Below are 14,574 nucleotides of genomic sequence, written 5' to 3'. Positions count from 1 at the left end.
GGCAGCGTCAGCTCGAAGCGTAGTCGTTTACGAGCTCGCCCGGAGCAACGACACGATGACTGGTGCAACGACACGATGAATGTGTAGCGATTCGGTGATCCGTGCACCGACATCGTGATCAGTGCGACGACACCGTGATCGTGGCGGCGTCGTCAGCGAACGAATGTACGTCGGGTTCGGGCCGGGCGGCGGCACGGGCCTGTTCCCGGCGTACCAGCTCCTGCAGGCTGATATCGCTCAGGAAGCGCTGGATTTCGTCGGAGAGGTCGCACCACAGGTGATGCGTGATGCACTTGCTGCCCTGATGACAGTCCGCCTGGCCATGGCAGCGGGTGGCATCCACCGACTCGTTGACCGCATCGATCACGCCCGCTACCGAAATATCGGCGGGTACTCTCCCCAGCAGGTAACCCCCGCCCGGGCCGCGCACGCTACTGACGAGCTTGGCGCGCCGCAGTCGTGCGAACAGCTGTTCCAGATAGGACAGCGAAATATCCTGACGCTTGGAAATATCCGCCAGACAGACCGGTCCCTGATCGGCGTTGAGAGCCAGATCGAGCATCGCGGTGACGGCGTAGCGCCCTTTGGTAGTCAAACGCATCGGCGGGTATCGGCTGTCGCTGCATCGGTAGCGGCATTATGGAAAAACCCAGTAACACGGTCAACCATTCTGCCGGCGATCGACGCTCGCTGTTTCGGCCACTGGCGTCTGCGGGGGGCGAGCGGCGTTACGCCGGAGCCGCCACGTCGACGTCTTGACGTTGTGGATGGTGCCCCGCGACAGTCAGGACTTCTCCCGCAGCCGCTTGTCGATCGTGCCGAGAATGCCGCGCAGGATATTCATCTCCATCGAATCGAGATGGGCGCGCATGAAGAGCCGGCGCAGGCGGGCCATCAACTGGCGTGGGTTGTCCGGATCGTGGAATTCGATCGCCGTGAGCGTACTCTCGAGATGAGCGAAAAAGCGCTCCAGGTCGGCATGGGTGGCAGGCGGGTTGTCCCACGTCACGCCGAAGGGCAGGTCGGCCTCGCGGTCCGGCTCGGCAGCAGGAGTCGCCGGAGCGTCGTCCAGGGCGAGGAATGCCTGGCGACATTCGTAGGCGAGCACTTGCACGGCCGCGGCCAGATTCAGCGAGCTGAAGTCCGGGTTGGTCGGAATGTGCACGTGCTGATGGCAGCGCTGCAGTTCGGCATTGGTCAGGCCAGTATCCTCGCGGCCGAATACCAGTGCGGCCCGCGCGCCTTCGGGTGCCAGCGCCGCCGGCAGGCTCTCCGCCAGGGCCCGGGGGGCGACCATCGGCCACGGCAGATGGCGCGAGCGCGCACTGGCGCCGACCACCAGCGTGCAGTCGGCAACGGCCTCTTCGAGTGCGTCGAATTGCCGCGCAGCGTCGACGAGCGTGTTGGCCCCGGAGGCGCGCGAATAGGCGTCCTGGTCCCTGGGATCGCAGCGGGGCGTGACCAGGGCGAGATCCTCGAGACCCATGTTGCGCATGGCGCGGGCAGTGGCGCCGATGTTTCCGGGATGGCTGGTGCCGATGAGGACGATACGGATACGGTCGAGCATAAAGGCGGCTATCAGGGCTGTGGCAATCGGGAAAGCGCGCAGTCTAGCATGACTCGGCAAGCCTGCTTCTGTTAGACTGCGCGGCGTTCTTTAACAGCTCTCGACTCCGCTCTCGATTTCCCCAAGGCCAGATCCATGCATCCGATGGTTCAATATGCGCTGCGTGCCGCTCGCAGTGCCGCTGAGCAATTCGTACGTATCCGTGACCGTCTCGAGGTCAACCATGACGAGCAGGTAACTGCCGGTCTGCTCGAGGATACGGCACGCAACGCCGAAACGCTGATCGTGCATCAGCTCTCCCGTGGTTATCCGCAGCACGGCATTTCCGGTCGCTATACGCCTTACCGCGAAGGCAAGGGTACCGACAAGGACACCGTCTGGCACATCGAGCCGATCCACGGTGAATCCAATCTCGGAGTGGCGAGCCGCCAGTTCGCGATCTCGATGGTATGCCTGGTCAAGGGGCGTCCGGAACACGCGGTGGTCGTCTCGCCGTTCAGCGACGACGAGTTCCTGATCAGCCGCGGTCGTGGCGCTCAGGGCAACGGCAAGCGCATGCGTGTCTCCAAGACTGTCAGCGTCAATGGTGCCCGAGTGGCACTGGCATGGCCGACGCTCGAGGCGCGCTCCCAGTGGCTGCCGCAATATCTCACCGTGGTCGAACGCCTCGGCCCCCAGATCGATACCCTGACCGGCACGGGCTGCGCGCTGCTCGACATGATCGAATTCGCCTCCGGCCGTGCCGACGCGATCTTCGTTCTCGGGCTGGAAGAGCAGGATCGCCTGGTCGGCTCGCTGCTGCTGAAGGAAGCCGGTGCATTGACCGGCGCCATCGACGGCTCGCCCAGTGTCGAAGACGGTGGCAGCCTGATGGCCGCCGGCCCGCGTCTCTACAAGGCACTGGCGCAGCAGCTCAAGGCCAGCGTCTAGGCCAGCAGTCTCGGTTGGCAAGGTTCGCCACCAGGCGAATCACCAGAAAGCGCCCTGTCGGGTTATCCCGGCAGGGCGCTTTTGCGTTGGGGTTGAGTCGCGAGTTCAGGTTCGATCGAGTCAGGGAGTCGATGCCACCATCGAATGGGGGCGGGTAAGCAGACTGCCCACGACGAACGCGATCATGCCGAAGACGAGCCCAGCATAGATCGGCGAGTTGGCGAGCAATCCATCCTTGAGCATGAAGCCGATCACACGCTCGCCGAACGGCTGGGTATCAGTCAGCCGAGCGTGGTGCGCAAGTTGAGGCGTCACGATCTTCGGCTCGAACGGTAGTGCCCCGGCCGTTCTCGCAACGATGAACCGGCGGCGATGGCCTGCGATAATGAGCCCTCGATAACGAACCCGCGATAACCGAACCCATGACAATGAACCCGCGACGAGGCTAGCGGCTGATGTCCGCATTGGCGTCGGCGTTCGTGCTCGCCGCGGCTCGTCTGATACTCGACTCGTCCTGTCGGGTAGCGGATGCCTGGCCGGTGGCGGAGCGGGCACCCAGCCTGCGCTTGCCGTAGCCCCAGCGCTCGGCTTCCGACGGGGCATCCGGTGCGCTGTCGTCATGCAGCCACTCGCGCCAGCTGGCGACCAGCAGCGCCATCAGTACCGGGCCGACGAAAAGGCCGACGATCCCCATGGTCTTGACGCCACCGACCAGGCCGAAGAAGGTCGGCAGGAACGGCAGCTTGATCGGGCCGCCGACCAGGCGCGGACGCAACGTCTTGTCGACGACGAAGAGTTCGAAAGCGCCCCAGATGAACAGCCCGATGCCGTTGGCCATGTGTCCGGTCGCCAGCAGATAGAGCGAAACCAGCGTGAAGGTGAGCGGGGCGCCGCCCGGTACCAGCGCCATGAAGGCGGTAATGACGCCGAGTACCACCGGGGATTGAATGCCGGCGATCCAGTAGGCGGTACCGAGTACCAGGCCTTCGCCGAGGGCAATCAGGCCCATGCCCATCACGGTCGAACTGATCGTCGCCGGCACCACGCGCGAGAAGCGCTGCCAGCGCGCCGGCAGTACCCGTTCGCCGACGATGTCCAGCTGGCGCGCCATGCCGGCGCCATCCCGGTAGAGAAAGAACAGCGTGATCAGCATGAACAGCAGGGTCAGCGCCAGATGCAGCGCATTGCTGCCAAGAGCGAGCACCCAGCGGGAAATGTTGCCGATATGCTCGCCGCCTACCAGTTGAATCAGAGACTCCGGCGCGTGGGGTTCGGCCAGGGACGCTTGCCACTGCTCGGCCAGCCAGGTTCCGATGCCCGGAAGAGATGCAACCCAAGAGGGCGTCGGAATGCCGCGCTCGTTGGCGACCATCAGCCAGCCGACCCAGCCCTTCAGTTCCTGGAAGGCGTAGGAGCAGGCAAGCACCATGGGGATCACCAGGCAGAGAATGATCAGGCCCAGCGCGATGCTGGCGGCCAGGGCCCGGCGCTGGCCGCAACTCGCCAACAGACGCTGATAGAGCGGCCAACTGGCGACGCAGATGATCAGCGCGGCCAGCACGGGAATCAGGAAGTCGATGAAGAAGTAGACGCCGGCGATCATCACCAGCACGAGAAGCCAGCGGGCGACGCTGCTGTCGGCAAAGATGGGGGCCATGAAAGACTCGTGAACGTGACGAAGGAAACCGGTTATCCGGGCGAAATCGAACGGCATGCCAATCGGCAGCGAATCATCATACCTCACGGGATTCGATTCGCGCTTATTGGTGTGCCGGGAAGCCATGGGTACCGTTGGCTAAACGCCTCGATCAACAAGATTGCAGGAAAGGTTTCAATAAGGCGGGCGTAAAAAACCCCTCCGAAGAGGGGTTTTCGAGATAGGCCGAGTCGCCGATGAGGCGCTTTGCGAGCCTTCCGGCTCAGGGCAGCTCTTCTTCGACCTCTTCCTTCTTCACCGGGATCAGGTCCTGGCGCTCCAGTTTGAACACGATCAGCAGCGCCGCGGCGACGTAGACCGACGAGAACGTGCCGGCCACGATCCCCAGAATCAGCGAGATTGCGAAGTTGTGGATCATGTCGCCGCCGAGGAAGAACAGCGCGAACAACACCAGCAATGTCGTACCGGATGTCGCCAACGTGCGCGACAGCGTCTGGTTGATGGCTTCGTTGAAGATCTGGGCCAGATTGTCGCTACGGGACAGGCGGATGTTCTCGCGGATCCGGTCGTAGACGATGATGGTGTCGTTCAGCGAATAGCCAATGACCGCCATGATCCCCGCGAGCACTGTGAGATCGAACTCCCACTGGAACAGCGCGAACAGACCCAGCACGATCAGCACGTCGTGTCCCAGCGAGATGATCGCGCACAGGGCGAACTTGTACTGGAAGCGGAAGGCGACGTAGACCGCGACGCCGGCCAGTGCTACCAGCATGCCCAGGCCGCTCTGATCGCGGAGCTGGTCGCCGACCTGGGCGCCGACGAACTCGGCGCGGACCAGATCGATCTGGGCGCCGCTACTGCTCAGCGCGGAGACGACCTGGCTGCCCACGTCGTTGCTGAAGGTCTGCTGCAGACGCACCAGAATTTCATCGGCGGCACCAAAGGTCTGTACCGAGAAGTTCTCGAAACCACTGTTGGCCAGCAGGGCGCGGATCTCGTCGAGCGAGGGCACCGTGGCGTAGTGGAGCTCGACGACCGTACCGCCGGTGAAGTCGAGACCGAGATTGAGATGCAGGAGGGCGAGGGCCGCTATCGATACGATCGTCAGTACGATCGAGACGATGAAAGCGATGCGGCGCTTGCCCATGAAATCGAATTGGCGCATTGCTCGCGTCTCCTAGATCCACAGTTTCTTCACCGGCTTGCCGCCGATGGAGAGGTTGACGAGGGCACGCGACACCAGAATGCCGGTGAACATCGAGGTCAGGATGCCGAGTGACAGCGTCACGGCGAAGCCCTTCACCGGGCCGGTGCCGATCGAGAACAGCACCACCGCGACCAGCAGCGTGGTCAAGTTGGCGTCGACGATCGAGGTGAAGGCCCGGCCATAACCGGCATGGATCGCCTGCTGCGCCGGTGTCTTGCGCCTGAGCTCCTCCCTGATGCGCTCGTAGATCAGCACGTTGGCGTCCACCGCCATGCCGAGCGTCAACACGATGCCGGCAATGCCGGGCAGTGTCAGCGTGGCGCCAAGCAGCGACATGGCCGCGATCAGCAGCACCAGGTTGACCGCCAGCGCGGCGTTGGCGATGACGCCGAAGGCCTTGTAGCGGATCAACATGAACGCTACGACCAGCAGGCCGCCGACGATCACCGAGAAGATGCCACGCTCGATGTTCTGGGCGCCCAGGCTGGGGCCGATGGTGCGTTCCTGAACGAAGTAGATCGGGGCGGCGAGCGAGCCGGAGCGCAGCAGCAGCGCCAGTTCGCTGGCCTCGGTCGGAGAGTCCAGCCCGGTGATGCGGAACCGGTTGCTGAGCGCACTCTGTACCGTCGCCAGGCTGATGATGCTGCGGCTCGTCGTCGGAATACGCTCCTGAACCTGCTGCCCATCCTGGGTAACGGTGCGCATTTCGGTGCTGTGGTCGATATACAGCACCGCCATGTTGCGACCGATGTTGGTGCGGGTCGCCTGGTTCATCAGCGAGCCGCCGGTGCCGTCGAGGTTGATGTTGACCTGCGGGCGGCCGTTCTGGTCGAATCCCTGGCTGGCGCTGGATACGCGATCGCCAGTGATGATCACGTCACGCGACAGCACCGCGGTGCGCTGCGGGCTGTTGCGGAACGGGAACGTCTCGGTTTCGGCGTCCGGCGTGTCCGGGCGTGCCTCGAGGCGGAACTCCAGGTTGGCGGTAGCGCCGACGATGCGCTTGGCTTCGGCGGTGTCCTGCACGCCGGGCAGTTCCACCACGATGCGGCTCGGGCCCTGGCGCTGGACCAGCGGCTCGGACACCCCGAGCTCGTTGACGCGGTTGCGGATCGTGGTCAGGTTCTGCTGGACCGCGTAATCCTGAATGTCCTGGATCGACTGCTCCGTCAGCGTCATGTCGAGGAACGCGCGGCGGCCCTCCTCGCGATTCTCCAGCTGGAACTCGTTGAACGTCTGGCTGATCTGCTCGCGGGCGGCATCGCGGTCTTCGCTGTTGGCGAATTCGAGATGCAGGGCATTGTCGTCGATGTCGGTGGACCGATAGCGGATACGCTCGTCGCGAAGATCGGCGCGGATGGCGCTCGCCGTCGCCTCGAGTCGCTGTTCGACGGCGGCGTCCATGTCGACTTCGAGCAGGAAGTGCACCCCGCCACGAAGATCGAGACCGAGTTTCATCGGTGCCGCGGAGAGGCTGGTCAGCCAGGACGGCGTGGAATCGGCGAGGTTGAGCGCCACGGTGTAGTCGTCGTCGAGTATTTCGTCGACCACATCGCGGGCGGGAAGCTGCTGTTCGGCGTCGGTGAGCCGAATCAGGGCGGTGTTGTTACCGGTCATCGCTGCCGATTTGACCTGGATATCGTCCTCGGCCAGCGCCCGGGTGACACGGTCGAGCTGCTGATCGCCGAGAGAACCGTTGGTCGTGCTGATCTGGACGGCGGGGTCCTGTGGGTAAAGATTGGGTAACGCGTAGATGACGCCGACAACACAGACGATGAGTATCAGCAGATACTTCCACAGGGGGTAACGATTGAGCATGGAAGCCCTGTCCTTTCAATCAATGACGATCTGGCGACGATCGTCGTGCGAAGAGTGTCGCAAAAAGAGATGGCTGCCGATGGGAAGCATCGGCAGCCAGGAGCATTACAGCGACTTCAACGTGCCTTTGGGGAGGACGGAGGCCACGGCGCTCTTCTGAACGCTGACGATGGTGCCTTCGGCAATCTCCATGCTGATGAAATCGTCGGTCACGTTGGTGATGCGGCCGAGCAGCCCGCCACCGATCACGATTTCGTCACCCTTGGACAGGTTGGTGATCAACTTCTTGTGCTCCTTGGCGCGCTTGGACTGCGGACGCCACAGCAGGAAGTAGAAGATCAGCACGAAGCCGACCAGCATGATGATCTGGGCAATACCACCGCCGGCAGGGCCGCCCGCATCCTGGGCGTGAGCCGCAGGGATGAAAAAGTCCAGCATGGATGTATCTCCGAAGGTTGTGTAGGGAAATGGTCGTGTAATGAAACCGTTACCTGGATGAGACTGACGAAACGGTACACCGGCCGACGGCCGGTTTGAATCCTGTCAATCGGCCCCGGGCGGCACGGGCAGTCCGCGTCGCCGATAGAATTGTGCTACGAAGTCGGCCAATGTACCCGCTTCGATAGCCCCGCGCAAACCCGCCATCAGGCGCTGATAGTAGCGAAGATTGTGAACCGTATTGAGCATCGAACCGAGCATTTCGCCACACCGATCCAGATGGTGTAGATAGCCGCGAGAAAAGTGCTGGCAGGTGTAACAGTCGCAGTCCGCTTCCAGCGGGTTGGTATCGTGGCGATGAATCGCGTTACGAATCTTGACGGTGCCATCGGCGGTGAACAGGTGGCCGTTGCGGGCGTTGCGGGTCGGCATGACGCAGTCGAACATGTCGATACCGCGACGTACGCCCTCGACCAGATCCTCCGGCTTGCCGACGCCCATTAGGTAGCGCGGCTTGTCTTCCGGCATCCAGGTCGGCAGATAATCCAGCACGCCGATCATCTCTTCCTTGGGCTCGCCGACCGACAGACCGCCGATCGCCAGCCCATCGAAGCCGATCTCCAGCAGCCCTTCGAGCGAGCGCTTGCGCAGGTCGGGATACATGCCGCCCTGAACGATGCCGAACAGCGCCGAGGGGGAATCTCCGTGCGCCACGCGAGAGCGGGCCGCCCAGCGCAGCGACAGCTCCATCGACTTTCGCGCCTCGTCTTCGGTGGCCGGGTAGGGCGTGCATTCGTCGAAGATCATCACCACGTCGGAACCCAGCGAGCGCTGCACTGCCATCGACTCTTCCGGCCCCATGAAGACCTTGGCGCCGTCCACCGGCGAGCGAAAATGCACGCCCTGCTCGGTGATCTTGCGCATTGCCCCGAGCGAGAACACCTGGAAGCCGCCGGAGTCGGTCAGGATCGGCTTTTGCCACTGGGAGAAGCCATGCAGGTCGCCGTGGGCCTCGATCACCTCGGTGCCCGGCCGTAGCCACAGGTGGAAAGTGTTACCGAGGATGATCTCGGCGCCGATCGCCTCGACATCCTTGGGCGTCATGCCCTTGACCGTACCGTAGGTACCTACCGGCATGAAGGCCGGCGTTTCCACCGTGCCGCGCGGGAAGGTCAGCCGGCCGCGACGGGCGCGACCTTCCTGGCCCAGTCGCTCGAATTTCATGAAGCATTCGTCTCGCATGGTGTCTCTCTTGATTTAACGCGCCCGAAGCCGCGCGATTTAACGCGCCCGAATCCGCGCGCAAAGCCTGTGATATGGACGCGCCCGAGGCCGCGCGCAAAGCCTGTGACATCGGCGCGCCTGACATCGCGCGCAAAACGTGTATGGTTCAGTTGCGTCTTATGACAACGCGCCCGAAGCCGCGTGCAAAGCGTTTGTGGATCAGTTGGGCTGGCGAGTCAAAAACATCGCATCGCCATAGCTGAAGAAGCGGTACTGCTCGGCGACGGCTTCCTGATAGGCGCGCATCACGGTCTCGTAGCCGGCGAACGAGGAGACCAGCATCAACAGCGTCGATTCCGGCAGGTGGAAGTTGGTGACCAGTGCATCCACGCAGCGCCAGCGATAGCCGGGGTAGATGAAGATATCGGTCTCGCCACGGTACGGCGCCAGCTCGCCATCGCCGCCCTGGCTGGCGGTTTCCAGGCAACGCACGCTAGTGGTGCCGATGGCGACGACCTTGTTGCCGGCGGCATGGGCGCGATTGACCTGTTCGCAGACCGATTCATCGACTTCCAGCCACTCGCTGTGCATGTGATGTTCGCGAATGTCGTCGACGCGCACCGGCTGAAAGGTGCCGGCGCCGACATGAAGCGTGACGAAGGCCGTCTCGACACCTTTGGCGCGCAGGGCTTCCATCATCGTCTCGTCGAAGTGCAGCCCGGCGGTGGGGGCGGCCACGGCGCCTTCGCGGCGGGCATAGACGGTCTGGTAGCGCTCGCGGTCCGCCAGTTCGTCCTCGCGGGTGATGTATGGCGGCAACGGCATGTGGCCGTGCTGCTCGAGCAGGGCGATCAATGGTGTCTCGCCCAAGAAACGCAGTTCGAACAAGGCGTCTCGGCGGCCCTCGACGACGGCATGTATATCGCCCTCGAAGATCAGCTCCGTGCCTGGCTTGGGCGATTTGCTCGAACGCAGGTGCGCCAGGCCGCGGTGGGCGTCCAGCGGGCGTTCCAGCAGCATCTCGACCTTGCCGCCGCTCGCCTTCTGGCCGAACAGGCGTGCTGGAATCACGCGGGTATCATTGAATACCACCACATCGCCGGGTTCGAGCCTCGGCAACAGATCGGGGAAGCGAGCATGTTCCAGCGCACCGGATTCACCGTCGACGCACAGCAGGCGACAGTCGGTTCGCTGTTCGGAAGGGTAACGAGCGATCAGCTCGTCGGGCAGATCAAAATGAAAATCGGCGCGCTGCATGGCGTAGGTCGCGTATCGGCTCGAATCAGGATGGTCGGGTAGCGTTCGAAAGGGCGCCATCATAAAGCACCCGACCGATTAAGTCAGCGTGGTGATTGACGCCGGGCCGAGTGTCCGTATAATGCCTCCCCGCTGCCGGCGTGGCGGAATTGGTAGACGCAGCGGATTCAAAATCCGCCGCTGGAGACAGTGTGTCGGTTCGAGTCCGACCGCCGGCACCATCCGCAAAATCAGTAACTTAGCTTCGTTTTCCTTTCCTCGTTTTCGCTCTGGTTTCAGTGCTTGGTCGCATTTTGGTCGCAGAATGCCGCGCCAAAGCTCGGTATCCGCTTCCCGATATCGTCCAGCCCATGGTCAAACATGTGGGCATAACGACTCGTGACGATCAGGCTCGAATGCCACAACAGATCCCGCACCGTTGTCATGCTTTCTCCGGCCTGAGCCAGCAGGCTCGCATAGCTGTGGCGCAGATCGCGGAACCGCAGATCTTCTCGTCCAACTGCAGTTCTTGCCGATTCCCAGACCCGGCGCAGCCGCGCGGCCACGAACTAGAACCTGTGGCCCGCGAATTTTAAATGCTCCGTCTGGCTGCTTCGTCGGGAGGCAGGTTGGTATCATTTTCAACCCTCGGGTGGCTACTACTCCCCGGCTTCCTGGTAGACGCGACGGCCTAATAGAGATCAAGACCAAACTGCCCAAGTACCAGATCGAGTTGCTGCTGGCCGATGAGATTCCATCGGAGCACGTTGCCCAGTGTCAGGGCGGCCTGTGGGTCAGCGAGCGGGAATGGATCGACTTCGTCAGCTACTGGCCGGGTATGCCGCTGTTCATGAAGTGGGCCTACCGGGATGAGGCGATGCTCCAGGCTATCGCTGAGCGCGTCGAGGCGTTCTACGAAGAACTGGAGCGCCGTATGGCCATGGTCATGGCAGTCTGAGGAAGTGGCGTACGAGAGTTTACGTTCTAAGTAGGCGGTACAGTGTGCAATGCCTAGCTGGGAAGGGGAAGCCAGTACCTTACGTATGCCGCATGATTAGCCGGTGCCGTCCATGGGGCGGCACCTCTGTAAGGTAATGATTATTTTTTTCATTTTGGCGGCTGTCGATCATTAGGCTGCGTCGAGACGCTTGGGCTGTCCGAGCAATTCAATGAGGGAAAATTGTACATTTGGGTTGGTGGAAATGGATAACAGGAAAATATGGATCTACAATCCGTATTGCAGAAATCGCTGCCTGCAACCTGAGGAGCCGTTGTGAATCAAGAGGAAATCAGCCGTTTCATCTGCCAGGAGCTGCCTCGTCACCATCTACAGAGGGTGCTTGAGAGTGTCGAGGCAGCGTTCAATAAGAGCGATCGTCACCTCAAAGCTACCTATCAGAAGGTGCCCCTTGCAGGGCCTGGCCCGCAATCTCACCACTACATGGTGCAGGAGGCGCTGCTGGGGTTGCCAGAGGATGAGGGCATCGACGTGATCAACCAAGCTACACGGCCAGCAGGTGGGCATTATGCGCTAATCCGTGCTGGTAGTTTGCAGATCACAACCAGCGTAATCACGATAGGTAGGGTTCCTCCCGTTCGAGATGCTGGTTTTAGGCGTTTGTTGGCTCTGATAAACAAAAGGTTGGAAAGGCAGCATCCTGACCTGTTTAGCCCTTCTGCATCGCTTCTTGGGCCTAGCCAAGATTCACTTCATGCGCTGCTTCTGCCTTATGTAGCTAAATGGACAGAAAGTGATCACAGCAGCCCTGTTGGAATAGCGGTTGCAGTGCCATATAGCGATCCTAAAGCAGGCTTTCATCTGTTCATGGATGTGAGCCAGCTCTGGCAGTACTACGATGAGCTAGGCGACGGGCTTGAGGATATTGCTTATCCGGCCCTGCGTGATGGGCTGCGCCGCGCCGAGTCTGAGGATCAAAGCGAAGAAGGTGGAAGTGAGTGACATGAGAACAGGGGTTGAAGGCTTCCAGGGCCAGCGCTTGAACCAGTTGCGCATGGCAAACGATTTAACCCTGGCGGAGCTGGGGGAGCAGATATGTCGCTCTTCCAGCACTGTTTCGGCTTGGGAGAAAGGTTCCCAACTGCCCGAGGCCGATTCCTTCGAACGCCTTTGTCGTATGTTTGGTGTCTCACGCATGTGGTTTTTGAGGCCTGTGCCCACTGCCGTGAAGGAGAAACAGCGCCCTTACTTTTTCCGCTCCCAAGCGGCTGCTCACAAGCAGGCGCGTGAAAGGTCTCAGTTATATTTGGCCTGGCTTCAAGAGATTTCCGATTTCTTTCAGGATGCGATGGAATGGCCTGAGGTCAATGTGCCAATGCTGGATGCCGACGATTGCCGGCTGATTAGCGATGAAGAGATTGAGGAAATCGCGCGGGAATGCCGCGAGGCTTGGAAGCTCGGTACGGCCCCCATCCCGAATGTCATCCAGGTAATGGAGAATACGGGGATCATTTGCACCCGTGCAACCCTGGGCCACGTCAAGATGGATGGCGTTTCCCATGTGTCGGTTTTGGATGGCCGCCCGTATGTGCTTATCGCTGAAGACAAAGCGAACGCGATTCGCAACCGCTTCGATGCAGCGCATGAGCTGGGACACGTTGTTCTTCACTCCAAAATACCGGCTTCCCAGTATGCGAAAAAAGAGCTTTATGATCTTTTGGAAGGTCAGGCACACCGCTTTGCCAGTGCCTTCTTGATGCCGCCTGAAAGCTTCTCTCAAGAGGTGGTATGGCCGACGCTCGATAATTTGCTGTCGCTCAAATCGCGCTGGAAGGTTTCTGTCGCTTCAATGATCGTGCGTTGCCGTGATTTATCGCTTCTATCGGAGCAGCTCGAACTAAGGCTGTGGAAGGGGCGCTCGGCGCGTAAATGGACGAAAGGTGAGCCAGGCGATGATAGTTTTGCGTTCGAGCAGCCCAAGCTGATGATGCGCGGTGCTCATCTTTTGGTCGATAACGGCATCTTTGAGCGTACCGAACTCGTGCATCGGATTGGCTTGCCGTCAAAAACCATCGAGATGCTTTGTAACCTGCGCCCTGGTTACCTGAGCGCACAGCCTGAACCTGGGAGTAATGTGGTGCCTCTCAAGCTCAAGCGCAGTGCTGTAAGGGCTGGCCGATCTACCCGAGCGGACATTCTACCGTTCCAAAAGTAGCGTAGTGAAATAGTACGGTGAAAGGGAAGCCGCTTTTAAGTACTGGATCGATGTGGAATCGGCGCTGCTTCCTGCTCCTGGGGCTACGGCTGTCTATCCTGCTGACGGCCTGCATCATCGGTAAGTCGGGTATGTAAAGCATGGACTCAGTCTCTGAAGTGGTCCCCGAAATTCGGACCAGGCGCTAAGCTCTGATCAGACCGACCAGGAGAGCCTGATCATGAGCAGGAAACGCCGGCAGTACAGCAGTGATTTCAAGGCCAAGGTGGCCCTCGCCGCCCTCAAAGGCGACCAGACCACGTCAGAGATCGCTGCCCGCTTCGAGATTCATCCGACCATGGTGAGCCAGTGGAAGCGCGAGTTGCTGGATAACGCCACCGGAGTCTTTGAGGGCAAGGGCGACGGCAAGGCGGCCCAGAAGACCCAAGAAGAAATCGATACGCTCTACCGTGAAATCGGCAAGCTGACGGTGGAACGCGATTTTTTGTCACGCAGGCTCGATCGTTGAGTCGGGCCCAGTGCCTGGCACTGGTCGAGCCACAGGCGCCTGACCTCAGCCTCCGGCGCCAATGCCGGCTGCTCGGTATCAGCCGGTCCTCGGTGTATTACCAGCGCAAAGAGCGGCGGGCCTATGACCTGGAGCTGATGCGCCTGATCGACGAGGAACATCTGCGAACGCCAGTCTATGGTTCACGGCGGATGACGGTTTATCTCAACCGTCTGGGGCATCCAGTGAACCGCAAGCGAGTCCAGCGATTGATGCGTCAGATGGGGCTCCAGGCGGTATATCCGAGGCCGCGCACCAATCGCCCCGGTGAGGGGCACCGGATCTACCCCTACCTGCTGCGGGGTCGGGTCATTAATCGCCCCAACCAAGTCTGGGCAGCTGATGTGACTTACCTTCCTATGGCACGCGGATTCATGTATCTGGTGGTCATTATGGATTGGCACAGCCGCCGTGTGCTGGCTTGGCGAATATCGAATACCCTGGACACCGACTTCTGCGTCGATGCCTTGGAAGATGCCCTGGCACGCCATGGGTCGCCCGAGGTCTTCAACACGGATCAAGGCTGCCAGTTCACCAGTAAGGCGTTTACTGACGTGCTGGAAGCCCATGAGGTCCGGATCAGCATGGATGGCAAGGGCTGTTACCAGGACAACATCTTCGTTGAGCGGCTCTGGCGCAGCGTGAAGGAGTTAAGCTCAAGTCTGGTGGATGGGAGGAGGTAGGAAGGGTGGCGTATCCTGTTGATTGATCACGACCAAGATCTCAACCAACACGAGTGGATACGCCATGACCGATTCTACCCTCCAGGCTCTT

The 14,574-nt window shown here is 61.0% G+C and carries 15 protein-coding genes, 1 tRNA gene and 1 pseudogene; 7 read left to right on the top strand and 10 right to left on the bottom strand.

The annotated features are described in order from the left end of the window. Positions 1 to 118: 118 nt before the first annotated feature. Together iscR and R3F72_RS16900 are read right to left on the bottom strand one after the other, a co-directional pair. Positions 119 to 601, bottom strand: a complete 483-nt coding sequence (gene iscR / locus R3F72_RS16905) for a Fe-S cluster assembly transcriptional regulator IscR (RefSeq protein WP_332780258.1) — start codon at positions 599 to 601, stop codon at positions 119 to 121. A 183-nt stretch (positions 602 to 784) separates the two neighbouring features. After that, a complete protein-coding gene (locus tag R3F72_RS16900; protein ID WP_332780257.1) occupies positions 785 to 1,567 on the bottom strand; it encodes an RNA methyltransferase in 783 nt (260 codons plus the stop codon). A gap of 135 nt (positions 1,568 to 1,702) precedes the next feature. On the opposite strand from R3F72_RS16900, the gene R3F72_RS16895 reads away from it, so the two are divergent. Further along, a complete protein-coding gene (locus tag R3F72_RS16895; RefSeq protein ID WP_071229910.1) occupies positions 1,703 to 2,497 on the top strand; it encodes an inositol monophosphatase family protein in 795 nt (264 codons plus the stop codon). A gap of 120 nt (positions 2,498 to 2,617) precedes the next feature. Here R3F72_RS16895 and R3F72_RS16890 read toward each other — a convergent pair whose 3' ends face one another. The 7 genes from R3F72_RS16890 to queA all read right to left on the bottom strand — a co-directional run bounded on the left by R3F72_RS16890 (position 2,618) and on the right by queA (position 10,101). Then, positions 2,618 to 2,812 (bottom strand): hypothetical protein, encoded by a 195-nt coding sequence (locus R3F72_RS16890; RefSeq protein ID WP_332780256.1) that lies wholly within the window; start codon positions 2,810 to 2,812, stop codon positions 2,618 to 2,620. Positions 2,813 to 2,942: 130 nt separating this feature from the next. Then, positions 2,943 to 4,154: an AI-2E family transporter gene (locus R3F72_RS16885; RefSeq protein WP_332780255.1), complete on the bottom strand. Its 1,212-nt coding sequence runs from the start codon at positions 4,152 to 4,154 to the stop codon at positions 2,943 to 2,945. 262 nt (positions 4,155 to 4,416) lie between these two features. Further along, complete coding sequence (secF, locus tag R3F72_RS16880; RefSeq protein WP_087720979.1) at positions 4,417 to 5,322, bottom strand: protein translocase subunit SecF; 906 nt, start codon at positions 5,320 to 5,322, stop codon at positions 4,417 to 4,419. A gap of 12 nt (positions 5,323 to 5,334) precedes the next feature. Next, entirely contained in the window at positions 5,335 to 7,182 is a 1,848-nt protein-coding gene (gene secD / locus R3F72_RS16875) for a protein translocase subunit SecD (protein ID WP_332780254.1), read from the bottom strand. 105 nt (positions 7,183 to 7,287) lie between these two features. Continuing rightward, complete coding sequence (gene yajC / locus R3F72_RS16870; RefSeq protein WP_087720977.1) at positions 7,288 to 7,620, bottom strand: preprotein translocase subunit YajC; 333 nt, start codon at positions 7,618 to 7,620, stop codon at positions 7,288 to 7,290. Positions 7,621 to 7,725: 105 nt separating this feature from the next. Further along, positions 7,726 to 8,844, bottom strand: a complete 1,119-nt coding sequence (tgt, locus tag R3F72_RS16865; protein WP_087720976.1) for a tRNA guanosine(34) transglycosylase Tgt — start codon at positions 8,842 to 8,844, stop codon at positions 7,726 to 7,728. A 219-nt stretch (positions 8,845 to 9,063) separates the two neighbouring features. After that, positions 9,064 to 10,101 carry a tRNA preQ1(34) S-adenosylmethionine ribosyltransferase-isomerase QueA gene (queA, locus tag R3F72_RS16860; RefSeq protein WP_087720975.1) on the bottom strand — a complete coding sequence of 346 codons (1,038 nt, stop codon included), beginning with the start codon at positions 10,099 to 10,101 and terminating at the stop codon, positions 9,064 to 9,066. 134 nt (positions 10,102 to 10,235) lie between these two features. Between queA and R3F72_RS16855 the strand changes: the two genes are divergently transcribed. Continuing rightward, positions 10,236 to 10,322 (top strand) — tRNA-Leu (locus R3F72_RS16855). Between the two features lie 54 nt (positions 10,323 to 10,376). On the opposite strand, the gene R3F72_RS16850 is transcribed toward R3F72_RS16855, so the two are convergent. Continuing rightward, a complete protein-coding gene (locus tag R3F72_RS16850) occupies positions 10,377 to 10,646 on the bottom strand; it encodes a tyrosine-type recombinase/integrase (protein WP_332780253.1) in 270 nt (89 codons plus the stop codon). A gap of 167 nt (positions 10,647 to 10,813) precedes the next feature. On the opposite strand from R3F72_RS16850, the gene R3F72_RS16845 reads away from it, so the two are divergent. From R3F72_RS16845 to R3F72_RS16825, 5 genes and pseudogenes are all read left to right on the top strand, one after another. Then, positions 10,814 to 11,038 carry a hypothetical protein gene (locus tag R3F72_RS16845; RefSeq protein ID WP_332780252.1) on the top strand — a complete coding sequence of 75 codons (225 nt, stop codon included), beginning with the start codon at positions 10,814 to 10,816 and terminating at the stop codon, positions 11,036 to 11,038. A 315-nt stretch (positions 11,039 to 11,353) separates the two neighbouring features. After that, entirely contained in the window at positions 11,354 to 12,040 is a 687-nt protein-coding gene (locus R3F72_RS16840) for a hypothetical protein (RefSeq protein WP_332780251.1), read from the top strand. A 1-nt stretch (position 12,041) separates the two neighbouring features. Continuing rightward, a complete protein-coding gene (locus tag R3F72_RS16835; protein ID WP_332780250.1) occupies positions 12,042 to 13,253 on the top strand; it encodes a helix-turn-helix domain-containing protein in 1,212 nt (403 codons plus the stop codon). A 220-nt stretch (positions 13,254 to 13,473) separates the two neighbouring features. Further along, on the top strand, positions 13,474 to 13,761 hold the full coding sequence (locus R3F72_RS16830; protein ID WP_287124616.1) for a transposase: 288 nt from the start codon (positions 13,474 to 13,476) through the stop codon (positions 13,759 to 13,761). After that, positions 13,758 to 14,447: pseudogene (locus R3F72_RS16825) on the top strand (IS3 family transposase); the annotation flags it as partial. The gene R3F72_RS16830 and the pseudogene R3F72_RS16825, both read left to right, overlap by 4 nt. Positions 14,448 to 14,574 lie beyond the last annotated feature (127 nt).

It is taken from the genome of Salinicola sp. 4072 (genome assembly GCF_036663415.1).
In the GTDB taxonomy this organism is placed as follows: Bacteria; Pseudomonadota; Gammaproteobacteria; order Pseudomonadales; family Halomonadaceae; genus Salinicola; species Salinicola salarius_A.
The sequence above is the reverse complement of the archived record's forward strand: the minus strand, read 5'-3'. Positions and strand labels throughout refer to the sequence as shown.